Source organism: Paenibacillus sp. LPE1-1-1.1 (assembly GCF_040676435.1).
GTDB lineage: Bacteria > Bacillota > Bacilli > Paenibacillales > Paenibacillaceae > Pristimantibacillus.
Genome location: NZ_JBEGHY010000001.1, coordinates 1644633 through 1664592, shown reverse-complemented (window position 1 = coordinate 1664592; position 19960 = coordinate 1644633). Strand labels below are relative to the sequence as shown.

Annotated in this window: 20 protein-coding genes and 1 tRNA gene; 12 read left to right on the top strand and 9 right to left on the bottom strand. The window is 49.9% G+C overall.

Annotation, left to right across the window (positions count from 1 at the left end; translation table 11 throughout):
* The first annotated feature begins 176 nt into the window (after positions 1 to 176).
* Entirely contained in the window at positions 177 to 1232 is a 1056-nt protein-coding gene (fni, locus tag MRBLPE1_RS07240) for a type 2 isopentenyl-diphosphate Delta-isomerase (protein ID WP_364143388.1), read from the top strand.
* A gap of 73 nt (positions 1233 to 1305) precedes the next feature.
* Here fni and MRBLPE1_RS07235 read toward each other — a convergent pair whose 3' ends face one another.
* From MRBLPE1_RS07235 to MRBLPE1_RS07225, 3 genes are read right to left on the bottom strand one after another with little or no spacing between them, the layout of a single operon-like run.
* Complete coding sequence (locus MRBLPE1_RS07235; RefSeq protein ID WP_364143385.1) at positions 1306 to 2397, bottom strand: Ger(x)C family spore germination protein; 1092 nt, start codon at positions 2395 to 2397, stop codon at positions 1306 to 1308.
* Positions 2394 to 3494: a GerAB/ArcD/ProY family transporter gene (locus tag MRBLPE1_RS07230; protein ID WP_364143383.1), complete on the bottom strand. Its 1101-nt coding sequence runs from the start codon at positions 3492 to 3494 to the stop codon at positions 2394 to 2396. The genes MRBLPE1_RS07235 and MRBLPE1_RS07230 overlap by 4 nt, the downstream gene beginning before the upstream one ends.
* Complete coding sequence (locus MRBLPE1_RS07225; RefSeq protein WP_364143380.1) at positions 3491 to 4822, bottom strand: spore germination protein; 1332 nt, start codon at positions 4820 to 4822, stop codon at positions 3491 to 3493. The genes MRBLPE1_RS07230 and MRBLPE1_RS07225 overlap by 4 nt, the downstream gene beginning before the upstream one ends.
* A gap of 189 nt (positions 4823 to 5011) precedes the next feature.
* On the opposite strand from MRBLPE1_RS07225, the gene MRBLPE1_RS07220 reads away from it, so the two are divergent.
* A complete protein-coding gene (locus tag MRBLPE1_RS07220) occupies positions 5012 to 5758 on the top strand; it encodes a class I SAM-dependent methyltransferase (RefSeq protein WP_364143377.1) in 747 nt (248 codons plus the stop codon).
* Positions 5759 to 5760: 2 nt separating this feature from the next.
* Positions 5761 to 6798, top strand: coding sequence for an MBL fold metallo-hydrolase (locus MRBLPE1_RS07215; protein WP_364143374.1), 1038 nt, complete (start codon positions 5761 to 5763; stop codon positions 6796 to 6798).
* Here MRBLPE1_RS07215 and MRBLPE1_RS07210 read toward each other — a convergent pair.
* Positions 6795 to 6995 (bottom strand): helix-turn-helix domain-containing protein, encoded by a 201-nt coding sequence (locus MRBLPE1_RS07210; protein WP_364143371.1) that lies wholly within the window; start codon positions 6993 to 6995, stop codon positions 6795 to 6797. The two genes, MRBLPE1_RS07215 and MRBLPE1_RS07210, sit on opposite strands and share 4 nt — an antisense overlap.
* Before the next feature lie 230 nt (positions 6996 to 7225).
* Between MRBLPE1_RS07210 and glpX the strand changes: the two genes are divergently transcribed.
* Positions 7226 to 8197: a class II fructose-bisphosphatase gene (glpX, locus tag MRBLPE1_RS07205; RefSeq protein ID WP_364143368.1), complete on the top strand. Its 972-nt coding sequence runs from the start codon at positions 7226 to 7228 to the stop codon at positions 8195 to 8197.
* Between the two features lie 237 nt (positions 8198 to 8434).
* Here the strand turns inward: glpX and MRBLPE1_RS07200 are convergent, their stop codons facing one another.
* Complete coding sequence (locus MRBLPE1_RS07200) at positions 8435 to 9115, bottom strand: TIGR00266 family protein (RefSeq protein ID WP_308999644.1); 681 nt, start codon at positions 9113 to 9115, stop codon at positions 8435 to 8437.
* 98 nt (positions 9116 to 9213) lie between these two features.
* Positions 9214 to 9753 (bottom strand): phosphatidylglycerophosphatase A family protein, encoded by a 540-nt coding sequence (locus MRBLPE1_RS07195; protein WP_364143366.1) that lies wholly within the window; start codon positions 9751 to 9753, stop codon positions 9214 to 9216.
* Between the two features lie 131 nt (positions 9754 to 9884).
* Between MRBLPE1_RS07195 and MRBLPE1_RS07190 the strand changes: the two genes are divergently transcribed.
* The 3 genes from MRBLPE1_RS07190 to rdgB all read left to right on the top strand — a co-directional run bounded on the left by MRBLPE1_RS07190 (position 9885) and on the right by rdgB (position 12577).
* A complete protein-coding gene (locus tag MRBLPE1_RS07190) occupies positions 9885 to 10934 on the top strand; it encodes a GerMN domain-containing protein (RefSeq protein WP_364143363.1) in 1050 nt (349 codons plus the stop codon).
* Between the two features lie 237 nt (positions 10935 to 11171).
* Positions 11172 to 11909 (top strand): ribonuclease PH, encoded by a 738-nt coding sequence (gene rph / locus MRBLPE1_RS07185; RefSeq protein ID WP_364143360.1) that lies wholly within the window; start codon positions 11172 to 11174, stop codon positions 11907 to 11909.
* 5 nt (positions 11910 to 11914) lie between these two features.
* Positions 11915 to 12577: an RdgB/HAM1 family non-canonical purine NTP pyrophosphatase gene (rdgB, locus tag MRBLPE1_RS07180; protein WP_364143357.1), complete on the top strand. Its 663-nt coding sequence runs from the start codon at positions 11915 to 11917 to the stop codon at positions 12575 to 12577.
* Between the two features lie 85 nt (positions 12578 to 12662).
* Here the strand turns inward: rdgB and asnB are convergent, their stop codons facing one another.
* Positions 12663 to 14507 carry an asparagine synthase (glutamine-hydrolyzing) gene (asnB, locus tag MRBLPE1_RS07175; protein WP_364143355.1) on the bottom strand — a complete coding sequence of 615 codons (1845 nt, stop codon included), beginning with the start codon at positions 14505 to 14507 and terminating at the stop codon, positions 12663 to 12665.
* A gap of 140 nt (positions 14508 to 14647) precedes the next feature.
* On the opposite strand from asnB, the gene MRBLPE1_RS07170 reads away from it, so the two are divergent.
* Both MRBLPE1_RS07170 and MRBLPE1_RS07165 read left to right on the top strand, forming a co-directional pair.
* The gene (locus MRBLPE1_RS07170; protein WP_364143352.1) at positions 14648 to 14980 is read left to right on the top strand and encodes a hypothetical protein; all 333 of its coding nucleotides are present in this window, start codon (positions 14648 to 14650) and stop codon (positions 14978 to 14980) included.
* 150 nt (positions 14981 to 15130) lie between these two features.
* Complete coding sequence (locus tag MRBLPE1_RS07165) at positions 15131 to 15739, top strand: AAA family ATPase (RefSeq protein WP_364143350.1); 609 nt, start codon at positions 15131 to 15133, stop codon at positions 15737 to 15739.
* 111 nt (positions 15740 to 15850) lie between these two features.
* Here MRBLPE1_RS07165 and MRBLPE1_RS07160 read toward each other — a convergent pair whose 3' ends face one another.
* Positions 15851 to 16744, bottom strand: coding sequence for a LysR family transcriptional regulator (locus tag MRBLPE1_RS07160; protein WP_364143348.1), 894 nt, complete (start codon positions 16742 to 16744; stop codon positions 15851 to 15853).
* 117 nt (positions 16745 to 16861) lie between these two features.
* Here MRBLPE1_RS07160 and MRBLPE1_RS07155 point away from each other — a divergent pair, with 117 nt between their 5' ends.
* Entirely contained in the window at positions 16862 to 17338 is a 477-nt protein-coding gene (locus tag MRBLPE1_RS07155; protein ID WP_364143346.1) for an HPP family protein, read from the top strand.
* 83 nt (positions 17339 to 17421) lie between these two features.
* Positions 17422 to 18390, top strand: a complete 969-nt coding sequence (locus MRBLPE1_RS07150) for a hypothetical protein (RefSeq protein ID WP_364143343.1) — start codon at positions 17422 to 17424, stop codon at positions 18388 to 18390.
* 333 nt (positions 18391 to 18723) lie between these two features.
* Here the strand turns inward: MRBLPE1_RS07150 and MRBLPE1_RS07145 are convergent.
* Positions 18724 to 18800 (bottom strand) — tRNA-Arg (locus MRBLPE1_RS07145).
* A 329-nt stretch (positions 18801 to 19129) separates the two neighbouring features.
* On the opposite strand from MRBLPE1_RS07145, the gene MRBLPE1_RS07140 reads away from it, so the two are divergent.
* Positions 19130 to 19951: a hypothetical protein gene (locus MRBLPE1_RS07140; RefSeq protein ID WP_364143340.1), complete on the top strand. Its 822-nt coding sequence runs from the start codon at positions 19130 to 19132 to the stop codon at positions 19949 to 19951.
* Positions 19952 to 19960 lie beyond the last annotated feature (9 nt).

The window sequence follows — 19960 nt, the reverse complement described above, 5'->3', positions numbered from 1 at the left end:
ATTATGCTATGCTAGAACATAGTCATTTTGCCGGATTTGGTATCGATTTCTGGGAACAAGCCGGCTTGCAGTTGAGGAGCATATCAAACCGGATAAGATATAACATGATAGAGGTGCGAAACGCGGCTTGCGTCGCCAGGGAAGGCGCTGCCCGTTTAGGCTTGGGAGGTACGAGCATGTCAGTGGATCAACAAGCAGCAACAGCGAAGCGCAAGGGGGAGCATATTCGGATTTGCCTGCAGGAGCAGGTGAACAGCGTGGGCATCGAAACGGGGTTGGAGCGCTATCGCTTTAAGCATAATGCGCTGCCTGAGCTTTCTTTTAGCGAGGTTAGACTGGATACCGAATGGTTTGGCAAAAAGCTTGGCGCGCCGCTGCTGGTGAGCTCCATGACGGGCGGGACGGACGAGGCGGGCGCCATTAACCGCCGCTTGGCCGTGGTTGCGGAAGAGCGGGGTTGGGCGATAGGTTTAGGCTCGATGCGGGCCGCCATAGAAAATGAAGAGCTTGCCGGCTCTTTCTCCATCCGCAGAGATGCACCGACCGTTCCGGTCATTGCTAATATCGGAGCGGTGCAATTTAATTACGGATTCGGGACGGAATCCTGCCGCAGAGCGGTAGAAATTGCGGAAGCGGATGCGCTCGTGCTGCATTTGAACAGCATGCAGGAAGTGTTCCAGCCGGAGGGAGATACGGATTTCCGTCATCTGCTTTCCGCGATCGAACAAGTTTGCAAGGTCTTAAACGTACCGGTTGGCGTAAAAGAGGTTGGCTGGGGGATCGATGCGGATACGGCAGCAGCGCTTGCCGGCGTTGGCGTGTCCTTTATCGATGCGGCTGGCGCTGGCGGTACCTCATGGAGCCAGGTAGAGAAATTCCGATCCAGTGACGAAATGCGGCGACAGGCAGCCGAATCATTCGCCGATTGGGGAATACCGACTGCGGAGAGCGTCGTGGAAATTCGCGAGCGGCTTCCGCAAGCGAATATTATAGCGAGCGGCGGCTTGCGTACGGGCGTTGACGCAGCGAAAGCCATTGCGCTAGGCGCGAATCTGGCCGGCTTTGGGCGTGTTCTGCTTCCGCAGGCAGCGGGAGGGAACAGTGCCATATCGCAGGAGCAATTGCTGCAGCAATTCGAACGGATTGAGTTCGAGCTGCGCACAGCGATGTTCGGCATTGGAGCGGGCTCCGTAAGTGAACTAAGACAAACGAATCGGCTGCTGCTTAAATAAGAGCAGGCAAAGCAAAAAAAGAGGTGTATCAGAAGCCATATCTCTTCTGATGCACCTTTTTCTGCTGCGCGGTTTACTTGATAAGCCCGGTACCTTCAATTTTGATGTCGGCAAGGACTTTGAATTTAATTGCGGGATACATGGACTGCCACTGCTTCCAAGCGCCGTTTCCCGGATGGGTAGCGCGGTAACGCAGTCCAAAACCGATTGGATCAACTTTGGCCTTCTGAATTTTCTTTAGCAGGGCAACGCAGGTTTTAGCATATTCCTGATTTAAAGCTCGTTCAATGGAAGCCCAGTCTGTCTCGTACAGTCCTCTTGGCGCTTCCTCAAAAACAACCGTCATCTTGACATGCATCGTAACCGTATCTTCTCCGTCCACCTTGCCAATTTGAAATTTAGAATGCAATTCGGTAATCGCGACGACAAGATCCATTCCTTCGAACATCCCATGCATGGAGGATTTGGTGAAATCCTTGGCAAGCTGGTTGTACAGCTGGGATTCCGAAGGGGATAAAACGAGCTTCATTCGTTTTTTACTGAGCAGAGCCGTACGATTGATAATGTAGCTCTCCTTGCTGTCCTTCTGAATAACGGGCATCAAAGGATCTAGTCCTTTTTCTGAAGCTCTCCTTGCAAAGTCGGATAAGGATTCCACATAGGTATAGGATGATTCGGTTCCGTCCGCTCCGAAGCTTAGAAACAGCGTGTTGCCCGGGTAACGCTCGGAGACGGGCATCACCTGAAGCAGGGTCTCGGCATCAGGCTTCCCAATCGCGATATCGGCTACGCTTTGAATATCTCTTCTTCTTGACATCCATTGCAGTAAATTTTGATAGTCTTGGCGCGCCAGCTTCTCTCCGATTAAAAAAACCTTGCAATGCCCGAAATCAAGCTCTTTGTCGACATAGGCCTTCAGCATGCGGACGCCTTCGGCAACGCTTGCGGTATCAATCGTTTCAATTTGCACTTTGGATGCGCCCGGCTCGATCTTTGGAGAAGGCACGGCAAGCTGGAGCGTAAGCCGATAAGGTTTTTTCTCGTTATCCGACAAGTCTATCCCTAATGCAACGACAAAGAATCGCTTATCGATATCCTTGAAGCCGCAGCCGCCCAGCATGCCGATGGCCGTGATCGTCAGAAAGATCCGGATGATGAGTCTCATGCGGCTTTCGACCTCCTCCTGCTTAACACAAATACCCATACGACCACATAAAACTCAACGAACAACCGAACAACAAGCCAATATGAAGTAATGTACATGTTCATTTTCTCATTTGTCATAATGAGGTAAGCTATCGTCAGCAATGCGAAAATGCCGACAATGACATAGTTGGATAGCGGTGTTTTCGGACTGTCGATTTCCGGCTTGCTGCTGGGAAAACAGCTCTTGATAAACTCCATCGCCTGATGCCATCCGGACATCGTATAGACGAGGGTTAAATTCAAATAAACGATTAAAAAAAGAAACAATACGCGTTCAATGAACCCATACTGCATGAGCAGGGAATCAGCGGTTAAACTCCATACGTATATATATTGACTGACGCCCTCTGTTCCATGTAAACCGATGGGGACAAAAAACGTAATCAGCATAATCATCGCTCCGAAAAGCGGGTATATAAAACGGAATTTGAAACGAAAATTCGGCGGGAACAGCCGATTGAATAACGAGAGATTGATATAACCTGTGAAAACAAAAGATGCTGCCGCAATGCAGGTTAGCGTAGGCATCGCGGTTACATAATTGGCCACGACATGAATGGCATCCCAATTGAGCTGTTTGCTTCGAGCCGCCTTAAACAATACAAACAAAATTATTGGCGCATTGACGATCAGGCCAATCTCCACGACGAACATGACCGACAACGTCGAGCGTGTGGCTGCGTATCCGCAGGCGAGGACAAGCATCAATAAGATGATGATCGAGTTCGCATCGGGATTAAAGAAACGATTGATGAGCACGGCGTAGGCAACTACAACAATCGTCGTCGCGAACCACCACATAATTCCAAAAAAGATCATGTTGATCGATACAAGCCATTTCGGACAATAGAGCTTTAAAATTTCAGGCAAACCCTTGCCGGGAAAACGGGCCATTGCGCTAGTATACATGTACACAAGTACCGTGCCTATGAAAATGCCGATAAGCATGGACGATACAGCGCCTTTATATCGAAATTTGATTAAAATATGCGGAACATAGAGCATTAGGTTGATGAAGCTGACGAGGATGAAATTATAGAAAACATAGCGGTTCACTTGATTTTCACCTGCCCTACATCGCCTTCTAATGGCCTTAATTTTCCGAAAATCCGCATATACGGTTTACCAAAGCTTCTAAGGTTGCAAAGATAGGTGATGTAAATAAACAAGCCAACCGCGACACCGGAGATACCGAAGAAAATCGAAATGCCGATAAGCGGATATTTCAAAAAACGGACCGCAAAGGAAAGCGAGTTAACAGGAATAACAAAATTCGATATCGCCACAACGGAAGTAACGATGATCATAATGCTGCTTACAAGCCCTGCTTGCTGGGCAGCTTGTCCGAGGATAAGCCCCCCTACGGTTGTTGCTGTAGATCCTATGTAACGGGGCAAGCGAATGCTCGCTTCAATTAGCGTCTCGATCATAAAGAGCATGATAAATACTTCGATGAACGACGGGTAAGGAACAGCGGAGCGGCTTCCCGCGATCGAGAAGGCGAGCTGCACGCGGAACAGCTCTGGGTTATAGGAAACAACTGAAATATAGAGAGCAGGCAGGGTAATCGTAAGCACGATGGATGTGTACCGCAGAAAGATAAGAAAACGGGTCATCCAATACGCTTCATAATCATCCTCCACCGCATGCATGAAATCGAAGAAGGTAGCAGGCAAAATAATAGCAAACATATTGCCTTTCAAGAGAACGATAATTTTACCTTGGGAGATCGCTTTGGTTATTCGATCGGGCCGCTCTGTAATCAAGACAGTCGGAAACAAATGCTTGCGTTTACCGATTAACAGCTTCTCGAGCTCGCCAGCGGCATGCAGCATTTCAACATTGATCGTCATTAATTTCGAACGGACGTTATCGAGCACGGTAGGATCGACGCGCCGTTGGTCAAACAAAGCAAAAACAGGCGTTTTGGATAATGAACCGATGGTATGCTCTTCAACGGATAGGTCCGGAGAGGGATACATGCTGCGAATCAGGTTAAGAGAAATGTTTAGATCTTCGCTTAAAGCAAGCTGAGGCCCCTGAATGGCGCTCTCTACCTGCGTTTGCGGATTCTCAATGCTTATGATGCGAGAGGCATCGAAGGAGTAAATGATTTCATTTGATTCAATCAGCACATTGCCTCTTAGCATGAGCTCCTGCCATTTGGCGGGATCATCGACTACGCGATATTCAGGATTCGTTTTCAGCTGGCTCTCAAAGGGGTAGAAATCTTTCGTAAACGGGACGATAATGAAATCGTTTATTTTGTTTTCTTCGCATAGAGGTGCGATATAAGCGACTTCGATCGTCATTTCGCTGTTATGCAAGATTTCCAATTTAATATCGACGGCTTCTGCAAACAACAAGCGAATACGCTCATTCATTCCGTTTTCCCCCTTTCATTCATTTGTGAATCATACAATGGACTTATTGGATAAGCTTCCATAGTTTGTGTCAAAACCCAAAAATTATGCCTGGTGGAAACTGTTTTGCGAGTATATTGGAATTCAAGTACAATGAAGCAATCGAATTGATTTTTTTGGCTTAGGTTCATAATGAAGGAGAGCACGAAAATGAAACCATGGTACGAACAGAGCTTCGGCTCCGACTATATGCTGGTCTATAAACATCGCGATTGGGAAAACGCCGCGAAAGAGGTTCACCAAATGATCTCCTTGCTGCATCTCTCCGAAGAAGCGCGGGTGCTCGACATCGGGTGCGGGATGGGGCGTCATGCGTTAGCGCTCTCAAGCTTCGGCTATTCGGTAACCGGTATCGATTTATCGCCAAGCTTACTGGAGGAAGCCCGCCGCCATGACCTGCAGGGTGCCGTGAAATGGGAGCTCGGCGATATGCGCGAGCTGCCTTTTGATGCGTGCGCCTTCGATGCGACCGTCAATTTTTTTACCTCATTCGGCTATTTCTCGAATGAAGACGACAATGTAAAAGTACTTCGGAATATACGCAGAGTATTGCGGCCGGACGGTTCGTTTCTTATCGATTTCCTTAATCCCGTTTATGTGGAACAAACCCTAGTGCCCCGATCGGAACGAAGGGATGAAGATACAGGGCTAGTGATCCAAGAGCTTCGGTCTATTGCAGACGGCTGGGTGCAGAAGGAAATTACCGTTTTCCATCCGCAGAGCAAAGAAGCGCCAAGGGAGTATTTGGAACGGGTAAAATTGTACAAGCTGGAGTGGTTTGAATCGCGGCTTGCCGACTGCGGGCTGTCTTTGGAGCAGCTGTATGGCAATTATGATGCTTCCCCCTACGAGGCAGCAAAATCTCCACGCATGATCATGGCGGGAAGGGCGGTATAAAGATGGCTGATCAAAGGAAAGAAATACATTTGCCGGAAAAAGAAGTGGATGCTTCTTTGTATCTCACAGCCTTGCAGGAGGGCTGGCTTCAAGTCAAGGTCCCCGTGCCTTTCTCATTGAAATGGGTAAACAGCTATCTAATTCCGGAAGTTGACGGCTATACGCTAGTTGATCCTGGACTAAGAACGGACAACGCAATCAAGGTATGGGATGCCGTCATGAAGCGGCAGGGCTTGCAGTGGAGTAACATTAGAAGGATCGTTCTGACGCACCAGCATCCTGATCATTACGGGCTCGCGGGATATGTGCAGGAGAAAAGCGGAGCACCGGTCTATATGACCCGCAAGGCGCATGCTTATGCGGTTAGGCTTTGGGGAGACGGAAGCGATTTCTCTTGGCAGCTGCAGGCGCTTTATGAGAAGCATGGCATGCCGATCGAAGAAAGAAAGGCAATTGCGGAAAATTTGGAGACGTTTGTGGACATGGTATCTCCTCAGCCGGCGGTCACCTATTTCGAAGCGGGTGAGCCATTTCGGATGGGGGGATTAAGCTGGCTCTTAATCGATGCGCCCGGCCATGCCGCCGGACAGCTGTGCTTCTATCAGCCGGAACGCAAATGGATGCTTTGCGGTGATCAGGTGCTGCCGCATATTACGCCAAATGTAAGTATCGTACCCGGTGAAGACGGCGATCCGCTCGAGCAATTTCTCCATAGCCTGGATGCGCTCAATAAGTTCGAGGTTATGCTCGCCTTCCCGGGGCATCGCGATCCCTTTGCAGGCTTTAATGAAAGAATCGCGGAGCTTCAGCAGCATCATGCCCGCCGACTCGACAAAATGGCGGCGATGCTCGCAGAAGAGCCCCGCACCGCCTATGGCATGTGCGAGGCTCTATTCGGAAGCCGGTTGAACGGCAATGCCCACCAGTTAAGATTTGCGATGTCGGAGACGCTCGCGCACTTGGTTTATCTGGAACGAAAGGCTCGTATTGCATCGTCTGATCATGCGGGCATCTGTTATTTTTCCGCCGTCAAAGGCTAACGGTCACGGAATTCCTGCGGCGTAATACCGTAGCGGTCCTTGAACACTTTGATAAAATAGCTCGTTTTCAAATAGCCGACCTTGGCGGCTATTTCGTAAATTTTTTCCGAAGTGGAGCGGCCCTTCGCTTTATGAAATCGAGATTTACGAATAGCTGCTGTTTCTTTGTATCGTTTTGGAAAGCAATAAATAAACAAGAGAGCGTATCCCGGCAGTATTTCCTGCAGGTGAGACGCTCTCTTGTTATTCTTTAGGAATAGGTATTGCTCATTATGAAGTTTTTGTTCTAATAATGATGATTTAATGAAGATTCCAAATATATATTGCGACATATATAAATATATGATACATATTAAATAACGGAAATGACTTCAACATGTGTGCTAATGATCTATTCCGTCATAACAGAGCAGAGGGAGACTGGATTATGGAGAGAGAATTGGCATTAGAGCTTGTAAGGGTTACGGAATTAGCGGCACTCGCATCCGCGCCGTGGATGGGAAGAGGCGATAAGAATAGCGCTGACGGAGCGGCAACGTCTGCCATGCGTTCGATGTTTGATTCCGTATCGATTCGCGGAACGGTCGTTATTGGCGAAGGGGAAATGGATGAAGCTCCTATGCTTTACATAGGCGAGGAGGTAGGCAGCTTGAACGGGCCGGAGGTCGACGTGGCTGTTGATCCGCTTGAAGGCACGGAAATCGTTGCGAAGGGGCTAAATAATGCGATGTCCGTACTTGCTGTGGCCGGCAAAGGCCAGCTTCTCCACGCGCCGGATATGTACATGGAGAAGCTGGCATTCGGACCTGCTCTCGTAGGCAAGCTTTCCATAACGGATCCGATGGATGTGACGCTTCGTAAAGCAGCGGATGGGCTAAATAAAAAAGTATCGGATTTAACGGTTATGATTTTGGACCGGACGCGTCATGAATCTATCGTTAAAGTGCTGCGCAAGGTAGGCGTACGCATCAAGTTTTTGTCCGATGGCGACGTTGCCGGCGCGATGGCTCCGGCTTTCCCGGAAGCGGGAATCGACTTGTACGTAGGCTCAGGCGGCGCCCCGGAGGGCGTAATTGCCGCAGCAGCGCTTAAATGTCTGGGCGGCGAGCTGCAAGCGCGGTTGATGCCGGCCGACGGCAACGAGTACAATCGCTGCGTTCAAATGGGAATTGAAGATCCCTACCGCGTCCTTACGATGGAGGACATGATTGGCACGGGCGACGTTTACTTTGCGGCAACCGGCGTCACGCCGGGCGAGTTTTTGGGCGGGGTGCAGTATTTTCCGGACCAGCGGGCAGAGACGCATTCCATCGTGATGCGGGCCAAGACCAAAACCGTGCGTTTCGTGCGCGCTTTGCACTATTTGCCGAACAAGTCTTTTCTAAACGGCAGTAACTAAAGAAACAGGGCTGTTCCTAAAGGTCGCAATGACCGTTTGGGGGCAGCCCTTCTTTTATTGCAGTGACTTCACGGTGAATTTCATGGCTGTTTCCTGAAGCGCTTGTGCCATCAGCGCAAGCGCCTGGGCGTAAAAAGCTTCTGTAGAATGGAAAAAAGACCAGCCTGTCACGGAGACAAGCTGGTATATGGAATGAGTTCAGGGTGTGAAAAAAGAATCGTATCCGGCTGAAGACGGCTAATTGCCGCCAGGTATGAACTTTTTCAGCCAAGTGCCGAAGCTTGCCGGATTGCGGCTTTGGATCAGAACAACGCCTTCGCCGCGGAAGCGGCAGACAAGACCTTCACCGCTTGTGATGCTGGACAGCCAGCCCTTCGAGGCTTTCTCGATCGTATAATTCATATAGCCCGGCCATGCAACCAAATGTCCGTTATCGATGATGACTTCTTCGCCGGCGCTCAGGTTCAGCGCATGAATCGCGCCATAGGAGGAGAGGAATACGGTGCCCCGTCCGCTGATTTCCACAATAAAGAAGCCTTCGCCGGACAGGAGTCCCCTGCCCAGGTTTTGCATTTTGGTATTGACTTCTATGCCGCTTGTGCCAGCCAAGAAACCGTCCTTTTGGACGTAAAGCTTGTACGAGCCGTCCAGCTCTATAGCCTCGATATCCCCGAGAGAGGGGGGAGCAAGGTGAACCTCACCTTGACCCCGAACCGCTTTCATCTCTTGAAAAAAGAAGGTTTCTCCGCTCAGCATTCTTCCGAGTCCGCGCATAATTCCGCCGTCGGCTGTGCCCTTCAGGTCGATGCTCGGCGACATGGAGACCATGGCGCCCATTTCGGCTTTAACGCTTTCCCCCGGATTCAGCTTCACCTTCAGCATGGCAAAAGCGCCTTTATAAAAAATATCGTAATTCATGAATGAACCTCCTAAAGGTTTTGCGAATGCAAAATCCTGCTTCGTAAGGATAGGCTTAAAGGTTTTGCGAATGCAAAATCCTGCTTCGTAAGCCCCGTTTAATCAAGCGGAGGCTGCGTAACGCCTTCCCGTTCCGCTTGTCTGCGGTGAGCGATCCGGCTTGCGGCCGATGCCGCGATCGCCCCGACGATATCATCCAGAAACGTATGGATTTCCCCGTCGCTTTTATCGTTCAGCTTCACCAGAATTCCCGGCTTCAGCTTATCGATGTATCCGAAATTCGTAAAGCCGATGCTTCCGTAGACGTTGACAATCGACAGAGCCAAAATTTCGTCGCAGCCATAAAGACTTTCGTCATGCTTGATCATATCCTGCAGCGGGGGCATCAGCTTGCCTTCCTCGGCGAGAATATCAAGCTGAATGCCAGTCAGAACGGCATTTTGAACCTCGCGCTTGGACAGAACGGCATTCACATGAACAATACAATCCTCAGGCGTCAAGTCAGGAAAATAATCCTTTTGCAAAAAATGCACGAGCTCGGCGATGGCCATTTTCGTTACTCCGCGTTTGATGAGCCATTCATCTGTAGCCTCAGCCACTTTGCGGCTATTGAGGGTGTAAATTTCGGGATTGGACATGTTTTTGTTCCCCCTTAGGATTTTATGGACAAAACTGGTCTAAAACAGGGAAGGGCTCGTATACATAGTACTACAAATAAGGAGTTGTACAAAGCCGTCAGGCAAAACTCGATTAGGGAGGAAAGGTCAATATGATTCAAAAAAGATGGATTAGGGGTGCAGTTCTTTCAGGGGTTCTCGTTTTGCCGATTCTTACTTCAGGATGCGGTTTGTTCTCGCAGGAGACAAGCCAATCCATCGATCCGCCTCAGATCGAGGTAAAGGATGGGGCAGAAGGAGCCGAAACCGGACAGGCCGTAGTCGGGGAAGAAAATCAAATGACCGTGTACCTTGAAGACCGCAACGGTTACTTGGCTCCGATCTCAATACCAACGGTGCTGGGGGCCAATGAACAAGCCGGGCAGAAGGCGCTCGAAATGATGGTGGAAAACGGTGCGTATGCCAACCTGCTTCCCGAGGATTTCCGCGCGGTCATACCGCAGGGCACGCAGATTAAATCCTATAAGATCGATAAGGAACAAAAGCTTGCAACGGTCGAATTCTCGGAGCCGTTTAAAGATTACAACGTGCAGGACGAGCGTACGATCGTTGAGGCCATCACTTGGACGCTGACAGCCATGACCGGCATTGAAGGCGTTGAAATCTGGTACGAAGGCGCCAAGCTGCCGGAAATGCCGGTTGACGGTTATCCGTTGGATGAAACGCTGACACGCGCGGTAGGCATTAATATCGAAGCAGCAGAAGGCGTGAATTATGCGCAATCAACGCCGGTTACTCTTTATTTCTCTGCACAAACGTTAAATGACGAGCAGTACTACGTACCGGTAACAAGACTTGTCGAGCGTTCGTCCTCTCCAGCGCAAGCGGCGCTTGAACAGCTTATCTCGGGTCCGCTTAACAAAAAAGAGCTGACCAGCGTTATTCTCCCGGATGTGCAAGTGAAGAACATCGTGCAGGAAGGCGATGTTGTGACGGTAGATTTGCAGGACGAGGCTTATCAGGAAGGGCAGAAGCTTCCGACTGAGATGCTGCAGGCGCTTGTTTTGTCCGTGACGGAAAATACGGGCGCATCGACCGTTCAAATCAAATTGAACGGGGAAGCGAATGTAGTCGACGAGGCGAACCAATCCTATAGCGAGCCGGTTGGCCGTCCGCATCACGTCAATGCCATCAAATCTTAATGAAATGACATAAACCCGAATAAAGAGGCTGTTCAAAAGCGAATGCTGATGAACAGCCTCTTTTGTGCTTCGCGCGGGTATGGGCGACTGTGAGTTAAACGGCCTGCAGCAGCAGTGTTTTCTTTTTCGGGCGCTGCGGATGCAATTCACAGGCTACTTTGTTAAAATAGGAAAGATTGTAGAATGGATCAAATTGTTTTCTAAATAATATGAAGCAGTGCTCAGGAGGAAATTAGCATGAGAAACGACGGTCGGCAACCGAACCAGCTTCGGCCGGTAACCATAACGACAGGTGTCAACAAATACGCAGAGGGTTCAGTCCTGATCGAGGTTGGGGAGACGAAGGTAATCTGCACCGCTAGCGTGGAAGACAGAGTTCCTCCCTTTATGAAGGGGCAGGGCAAAGGCTGGATCACCGCTGAGTATGCCATGCTTCCGCGGGCAACGCATTCGCGCAACATCCGCGAAGCGGCCAAGGGCAAGCTGACCGGCCGGACGATGGAAATACAGCGGCTTATTGGGCGCGCTTTGCGCTCGGTCGTCGATCTGCAAGCGCTCGGCGAGCGGACGATTACGCTTGATTGCGACGTCATTCAAGCGGATGGAGGCACGCGCACGACATCGATTACGGGCGCTTTCATCGCGCTTTCCATTGCCATCAACAAAATCTCGGAGAAGGTCACTTTCGCGAAATACCCCATTACTGATTTTCTAGCCTCGGTAAGCGTAGGCGTCATTCAGGAGAAAGCGCTGCTGGATCTGAATTACGAAGAGGACTCGAAGGCAAAGGTCGATATGAATGTCGTTATGACCGGAAACGGAAAGTTCGTCGAGGTGCAGGGAACGGGCGAGGATGCGCCGTTTTCACGGGATGAGCTTAATCAACTGCTTGCGCTGGGAGAAGAGGGCATCTCGGAGCTGATCAGCAAGCAGCGCGATGTGCTCGGGCCTTTGGCAGCCCGCATTGGAGGTTAACATCCGTGACAAAGCATTCCGTGCTCTCTCATGAGATTATCGTCGTGGCTACCAAAAATGCCGGCAAAGTGAAGGAGTTTGCGCATGCGCTCCAAAAGCTAGGCAAAGAAACCGCGAGTCTGTTGGATTATCCGCAAATTCCAAACATCGTCGAGGATGGCGAGACCTTTGCGGCAAATGCACGCATTAAAGCAAAAACGACGGGTGACGCGCTTGGCGTCCCCGTACTCGCCGATGATTCGGGGCTGCGCGTTGCTGCGCTTGGCGGAGAGCCGGGCGTCTACTCCGCGCGTTATGCAGGCGAGGACGCGACGGACGAAGCAAATAATGCAAAACTGATTCGCGAGCTTAAGCGCATGCATGAGAATCAGAAGTTGGAGGAGTTGGGCCGGCTGACTGACGGCTCGCTGCTGCTGAGCAAGGCGCAATTCGTGTGCGCGTTGGCGTTATATGATCCTGCAACCGGCTTATTCGTTGAGGCGGAAGGCTCGGTGGACGGCGTTATTACGGAAAATCCGCATGGTACCGGCGGGTTCGGCTATGACCCGTTGTTTTGGCTGCCAAGCTTGAACCGGGGGATGGCCGAGCTGACAAAGGAAGAGAAGCAGCAGATCAGCCATCGCGGTGAAGCGCTTAGAAAGCTGCTTCCGCTGCTTGAGCAAGCGTAAGCCGGTGAAAGCATAAAGCAACCCCATCCGCATTTTGCCGGTCGATCGGCCTCATGCAGATGGGGTTGCTTTATTTTATTTCATATTAGCCAATAACGACTTTATACTGCTTCAGCCACAAATTCACTTGATATAAGTAGGCGAACAGCTGCGGGCCGGACATAAGCTGGCCGAACCACGGAATATTGGATTTCGCGGAATCCGATTCTGCGAGTTCCCTGACCTTATTCACGTTGATTAACGGAAGCAGAGGGGAGCTGGGATCGTTCAGCACGTCCAGCAGCAGTCCTTTGACCGCGGCCAAATAATTCGGATTATGCGTTTTAGGGTAGGGACTCTTTTTGCGGGTTAGGACGTCTTCCGGGAGAACGCCGCGCAGCGCTTTGCGCAAGATGCCTTTTTCCCTGTCGCCTGAGGTCTTGATTTCCCATGGGATATTCCAGACGTATTCGACCAGCCGGTGATCGCAGAAAGGAACGCGTACCTCTAAACCGGCTGCCATGCTCATGCGGTCCTTACGGTCCAGCAGCGTCGGCATGAAGCGGGTAATATTCAAGTAAGACATTTGACGCATTTTGCGGAGCTGCTCGCTTTCGCCGTCCAGATGAGGCACCTCGTTAACCGCCTGCGCGTAACGGTCTCCGATGTAATCAAGAGGCTTGATCCAAGCCGCCACGTCAGGGGCAAGCAGATCAGCGCGCATGGCCGAAGCCAGCGACCAAGGGAATGTATTTGCGCTTAGCGCCTCTTCGCGGTGGAACCATGGATAACCGCCAAAGATTTCGTCGGCAGCCTCGCCGGAAATTGCGACCGTGGCATCTTTCTTGATTTCATGGCAGAACAGCAGCAGCGAGGCATCAACATCGGCCATGCCGGGGAGATCGCGCGCGAAGGTAGCTGCTTTCAAGGCGCCGGCAAGCTCAGGCGTATCGAACTGGATCGGATGATGAATGGTACCTAGGTGCGTGGTCATTCTTTCGATCCATGGCGCATCGCTGTTCGGCTGGAAGGCATGCGCTTGAAAATGCTTGTCGTTATCGATGTAATCGACGGAATAGGTATGGACGTTTCCTTGCCCGTTTTCATTGTAATAGTTGACCGCAAGGGTTGTTAGCGCGCTGGAATCGAGTCCCCCGGACAAAAGGGTGCATACGGGAACGTCAGATACAAGCTGGCGTTCAACGGTATCCTTGAGCAGCTCGCGGACATGTTCAGCGGTTTCTTCGACGTTTTGCCCATGCGGGCGGCTTTCCAGCTGCCAGTACGTCACGGTCTTGACGCCCGAGTGGTTGACCGTCATGCAGCGACCGGGCCGAAGCTCGCTGATTTGTTTGTATACGCCATGGCCTGGCGTGCGCGCGGGACCGAGAATGAAGATTTCCGCTAGTCCTTCTGCGCCGACCTCCGGCTTCACGGCTGGATGCGCCAATATACATTTTTGCTCCGATCCAAAAATAAACAAGCCGTCCTGCTCGCTATAAAATAATGGCTTCACGCCAAGCCGGTCACGCGCAAGGAACAGCTCCTGCTCGGCCACGTTCCATATCGCAAACGCGAATATTCCGTTAAACCGCTCCACGCAGGCCTTGCCCCATTCCATAAAAGCGACCAGCAGCACTTCCGTGTCGCAATTTGTCGTGAAAGCTCTGCCTTTGCTTTCCAGCTCCTTGCGGAGCTCCGGCGCGTTATACAATTCCCCGTTATAGACAACAACGTATTTGTCATCGCCGGTATGGCGTATCATCGGCTGTGCTCCGTTTTCAGGGTCAATGACGGATAAACGTCGATGGCCTAAAGCGCAATGCGCTGATATCCACGTACCGGAAGCGTCGGGACCGCGCGGTGCCAGGGTGTCAGTCATCTTCTCTAAGCTTTCGCTTTGCTTAGTCAGATCACGGTTCCAGTCGATCCAGCCCGTAATTCCACACATCGGTCTCATTCCTCTCTTTTGCTGGTCTCAAAGTAGCGATAATACCGTTATATGCAGAAAAAAGGGATAAAATGTCTGTCCGACGGGGGATGCTAGGGATGTCTGTAAAAAGTTAAAGACCAGGAAGGAGCAAGCGATTTATGGTGGATAGGGAAGCTGGCGGGGAGGATCGCAAACGATATTACGTATCCGTCCAGGCAGGGCAAATATTAGAGGATCCGCAGGCTGCGGCCTATGAGCTTGAAATAAGCATGAATGAGCAGGAGCATATCAAGCTGAGGGAGATGTTTGACGAGCTGTCCAGCATGGATGAGGCCGAAATGTTTCATTTTACCCACCATCCTTACGGAACGGCGAGCAACGCCGAAATGAATGCAGGCTACGACGAGCTCATCCAACGAATCTACAAACAGCTTTACGAGTATGGCACGGACACGACAAAGCGGCATATCGAGTCGATGCAGCTGCTTTAGACATAGAAGAGGGGCAGCAGCCGCCTGATAGCAGTTTGCCCCTTTTGCTTGTACGCGTTGGAGCGGCGAATAGGATAAGTCCTATTCTCTTCTATTAAATCGAAAAAAAAAATGATATACTTCTACAAAAAATAGTGGAGGTTCATTTTTTTGCAAAAGTTAGTTTTTTTCGTCGGAGTAGCAGGCACAGGCAAAACAACCGTAGCTAGGAAGCTATCAGAACGTATCCCCGCTGCATTTCTTGACCGCGATACGATTGGCGGCAGATTTGTAGAGACTATCTTGGAGCTGAACGGGCTGGACAAGAGAGACCGGGATTCTGAATATTATAAAAAACATTTGCGTGATTTGGAGTACGATACGGCGAAGGACGTATGTATTGAAAATCTGGCAGCAGGACAAAACGTGTTTATGATTTCGCCATTCACGGCAGAGTTGAAAAATAAGCGGTGGATTGAAGAGGTTGTCGGCGCAGCCGGTTTGTCGATGCATGCGGTTGACATCAAAGTCGTTGTCGTCACGCTGCAGGACTTCGAGCTTCAAAAAAACCGTATCGTCGGCCGTCAAACGGAACGCGATCAATGGAAGCTGGATAACTGGGGCGATTTTGAGAAGCGCGTTGAATTCGTGCCTCAGATCAACTGGGACATTCCCGGCTCCTCGATTTTGATATTTGATAATAGCGGTGAGCTTACGGAAGAGAAGTCGGAGCAATTATACGAATTCGTGCAAGAGAAGCAGGCGACAATGCCGGTGTAACCCGGCAATCATATAGATGGCCATGCAAGAGGGCTGTTCCAAGAGGTGTCAGACACATCTCAAGGAGCAGCCCTTTTTTGTGCTCCAAACGGGAACAGAGCAAGATTTCGGCTATACGGATTCAAAATAGGCCGTAAGCTGTTGGCGGAAAGCTTTTGCAGCAGTGTTCAATTCACGTGATTTATGCGTAATCATGCCGTGTATGAACGTCATCTCATGCGCAAGAGGCAGGGGCAGCAGCTTGCCTGCGGCTACTTCCGACTCGACGTTCGATTCGGGCAAAAAAGCGATGCCCATCCCGCAGCTTACGGTTTGCTTGATCAGCTCGGTGCTTGGGAAGGACAGCTGCTCGGCGATTCCAATCTCCATATTCCGCAGCAGATCGCGGCCTTTGACATGGTAAATGCACTGATCGCCAAAGCTGATGAACGCGGAATCGTCTAATGAACGCCAGCCCTGCTGCTCAAAACCTTCTTTCAAGGCGGGAGCACAGACCAGCACCAGCTTTTCTTCGACTAAGGGGCTGAATAAAAGGTCATCGCGCTCAGGCGGCTTCGGCACGATTCCTAGATCAGCCCGGTGATTCGCGACCAGGTCGGTGATATCGTTATGAAGCCCTGGTGCCATGTGGAGCTTGACCTTTGTGAACCGTTTGAGAAAGCCGTTTAGGAAATGAGGAAGATGCGATACGGCAAACGACTCTAAGGCTCCTATCCTTACGATGCCCGAAGGCGAATCCGTGTCTGCCAGCGCATCCTGAAGCGATTGCCCGAGGCTGATGAATTGGTAGGCAAACGGGGCAAGCTGCATCCCTGCTTCCGTGGGTTCGACGCCGCGCGGCAACCGGTGAAACAGCTTTTTCCCGCTTGTTGTTTCTAGATGACGGATATGTGAGGTTACGGTCGATTGAACGTAGCCTAACCGGTCCGCTGCCCGGCTGAAGCTCTTTTCTTCCAACACGGCGGTAAACGTAATAAAAAATCTTCCTTCCCAAGACTCCAGCAACTAGTTTCACCTCTCTGGTATCGGATATTGAAATACATATCATTGCAAACATTCAATATTCAAATGGATACCTCTATGTTAGCATGAGATCACATTAAGGGAAACGAGGTATTGTCTATGGGGAATATAAAGAATCTGAAGCCGCTTGCGGCAGCCATTGGCGGGACAATGGCGATAGCACTTTTGCTGCTGGTAGGCGACGCTGCATCGATATCGCTGTTAATGGCCCCGTTCGGAGCAAGCTGCGTCATTGCTTTCGTGCTGCCGGAGAGCCCGCTCGCAAAACCTAGAAGCATCATTGGCGGACATATGATAAGCGCGGGCGTAGGGCTTGCCATGCTTGAACTATTCGGGACGCATCATTGGTCAATCGCGCTTTCCGTCGGTTTTTCCATTCTGCTGATGCAGTGGACGCGTACCGTTCATCCGCCGGCGGGCGCAGATCCGCTCGTCGTCATGCTGAGCGGAGCGGGTTGGCCGTTTCTAATTGCGCCTGTCCTGCTTGGAGCCATAATCATTGCAGGCGCTGCCTACGTTTATCGCAGGCTGCTGGCAGCTAAAGGGGCGGCGGTGAAGCAAACTGAAAGAAACTAGGCCAAATCGCATACCTGTGATCGAAAACATGCTAATATAGGTAATTGAGACTATGAAATAATTCATTTTAACCATTACCAGAGGTGAGATCGCTGCTGTATATTAAAAAAAGTATTTATCGGCTGGGTACCATTGTAATCGCCGCATTGTTTTTGCTGTCCTCGAGCAAGGCTTATGCCGAGGAGGCCCAGTACTCAAGCAGGCTGTACACGCCTACTTTTATTACAAAGATATCGGGCATTTATTTTATCGTGGATTGCTGGAACCACAGAATCATCTACAGCCGTAATATGAACGAACCGATATCAAAATGGAAAACGTTAGACGACGACATCGCGGGCCCGCATTCCATTGCCGGTAACGGAACTACTTTTATTGCCGAGGATACGGGAAGAAATCGCCTGTTTGTTTATACGTTAACGCCAAAAGGTTTTAAAAAGACGCAGATAATAGACGGCATTGCAATTCGCCCGCATCGGACAATCTATGACCCGTCCAATATGAAGTTTTATACGTTGTCTGCTAATTCCCAGACAATGTATGTATTGAAAAACGATAAGGGAGTCATATCGGTCGAGCGGAAGTTGAAGTTAGATTTCCAAGAAAATACATATACGCGTTCATTTTCGATTATCAACGGAGAGATGTACTTCGTCAGCGGTCCTGGAAAAGTTTCAGTCGTGAATTACAAAGACGACAGCTTCGAAGTTATAAAGCAGTACCGTGTTCCGGATGAATACGCCGCCATGAATGATATAAAGAAGCTGGGCGATTTTTATTACATAACCGTTTATCCTAAGAAAATCGTAAGATTAAAAGACTTGTCGGATTTTAATAAGGCAGAAAATATCTATGACGTCATCGGATTCAAGGGGACACCCTATTACATGAGCTATTTTGACGGGAGAATTTTCATACCGGAAATCGACAGCAATTCCGGCATAAAATCATTTGTATTACGGGCAAATGAAATCAAAGACGTAAAAACCCTTAATGATTCCGGTCCGCCGAATGATGCCGTGATACAAAGAAGCAAAGAAATTGCAACATAAATTACTCCGCTTCGGCGGATACGGTAATTGAGCACCGGTACCATACGGAAGCATTTCAAAAGAAAATAAATGAGATCGGCGGGCATGTGGAGGTTATAGAGGCAGCAGGGGAGCATGGCGATATTTCACACTATCGTCCCGAAGACGTCGTTGATTTTTATGATCAATATTAAGAAGAAAGAGCCTATCGCGGGATAGGCTCTTTTTGCTCCTAAAGATGGAAATATTCATCGGATAAAAGCATTATAACCGGGTTAAAGAGAAAAACCCGCTAGATCCCTTTAAATCAAGGGCTTAGCGGGTTTATGTAAAAAAATGCTTGTTTCGATTTAATGGCGTCCCGGAAGAGATTCGAACTCCCGACCGACGCCTTAGAAGGGCGTTGCTCTATCCAGCTGAGCTACCGGGACACAAGAAATAATATAGCACATGCGAATATTTTATTGCAAGCCTAATTTCGAAATTATCTTCTTTTTCTATAAAAAACAATAAAAAAACATTTTAAAACGGCCAGTAAACGACATTAGTTTTTTCTTTTGACTGTACATGGTATAATCGAACGCAAGATTGTAAGTATGAACAAACGGCGTGACCATAAGGCGGTGTTATCATTACAACTCCCAATGACACACAAGGCGACAACAAGGACAACGTTTATTTGTTCCCTAGCATGCTGGACCATTATCAGGTACAGTTAACCCGTATGCTAGAAGCGGAGCAATATGGGGAGGCCAAGGAGTTGCTGCGCTTTTTGCTGCAATGCCAGGGTGAGGATGCTCGCCATTACGAAGAATGGGACAGCCTTCTGACATGGCTCGACATGGCTTTCCCTGAGGATGGAAACGGTGACGGCGCTGGATTCATCATGGCTAATCAGGATAAGGAAGAGGACGAGGCGACCTTGCGCGAGCAGCTTCTTAATCCTCCTGACCAGGATGAGGCTTACGTGAACCAAGTGCTCTACATCATGCAGAACCATCCGATGATCGACCAGCAAATACTGGCTCTTGAACGCGCCGCCTATATTCAATCTCCGGATTTGGACGAGACCATCAAGAATTGGCTGGTTACCCAGCAGGTTCATCCAGTCGTGCAGTTCAAGGCCCTGCAATGCCTGCGCAAACGGGGCGCTTCCGGAACGATTACACTGGAGAGGTTAGGGGAAACCGCTGAACTCGAGCTGGAAGATACGCCTCTATCCATGGATGAATTTCCGACTCCGGTTATTCGGATTTTAGAGCGAACGGAGCAGGTGGCGGAGGTCGATGATCCAACATTGCCGCATTTTGCAAGAGAGTTATGGAAAGAAAGTTTACAGTTTTTGTATGGGACGGCTGCTTATCATTGGATGCTGAGAGAAGACGAAGATACGGTCGATTATTTTGCGGCTGCGCTACATTTAACGCTGCTTCTTACCGTTTACGGCTCGGCGAACGATGACGATATTCGTGATACATACGGCATTACCGAAGGTTTAAGATTCCGTTATGAGCAAGCATGCAAGGCGTTGAGGCAGGTTGCTGTCCTGCAGCAATCCAGAGAAGACGATCCAGAGTCTTGATAATCTGGC

Bases quoted from the DNA above. Each gene is read 5' to 3' on its own strand.
- fni (WP_364143388.1), top strand. From the start codon at position 177: ATGTCAGTGGATCAACAAGCAGCAACAGCGAAGCGCAAGGGGGAGCAT.
- MRBLPE1_RS07235 (WP_364143385.1), bottom strand. From the start codon at position 2,397: ATGAGACTCATCATCCGGATCTTTCTGACGATCACGGCCATCGGCATG.
- MRBLPE1_RS07225 (WP_364143380.1), bottom strand. From the start codon at position 4,822: ATGAATGAGCGTATTCGCTTGTTGTTTGCAGAAGCCGTCGATATTAAA.
- MRBLPE1_RS07220 (WP_364143377.1), top strand. From the start codon at position 5,012: ATGAAACCATGGTACGAACAGAGCTTCGGCTCCGACTATATGCTGGTC.
- MRBLPE1_RS07215 (WP_364143374.1), top strand. From the start codon at position 5,761: ATGGCTGATCAAAGGAAAGAAATACATTTGCCGGAAAAAGAAGTGGAT.
- glpX (WP_364143368.1), top strand. From the start codon at position 7,226: ATGGAGAGAGAATTGGCATTAGAGCTTGTAAGGGTTACGGAATTAGCG.
- MRBLPE1_RS07200 (WP_308999644.1), bottom strand. From the start codon at position 9,115: ATGAATTACGATATTTTTTATAAAGGCGCTTTTGCCATGCTGAAGGTG.
- MRBLPE1_RS07195 (WP_364143366.1), bottom strand. From the start codon at position 9,753: ATGTCCAATCCCGAAATTTACACCCTCAATAGCCGCAAAGTGGCTGAG.
- MRBLPE1_RS07190 (WP_364143363.1), top strand. From the start codon at position 9,885: ATGATTCAAAAAAGATGGATTAGGGGTGCAGTTCTTTCAGGGGTTCTC.
- rph (WP_364143360.1), top strand. From the start codon at position 11,172: ATGAGAAACGACGGTCGGCAACCGAACCAGCTTCGGCCGGTAACCATA.
- asnB (WP_364143355.1), bottom strand. From the start codon at position 14,507: ATGTGTGGAATTACGGGCTGGATCGACTGGAACCGTGATCTGACTAAG.
- MRBLPE1_RS07170 (WP_364143352.1), top strand. From the start codon at position 14,648: ATGGTGGATAGGGAAGCTGGCGGGGAGGATCGCAAACGATATTACGTA.
- MRBLPE1_RS07155 (WP_364143346.1), top strand. From the start codon at position 16,862: ATGGGGAATATAAAGAATCTGAAGCCGCTTGCGGCAGCCATTGGCGGG.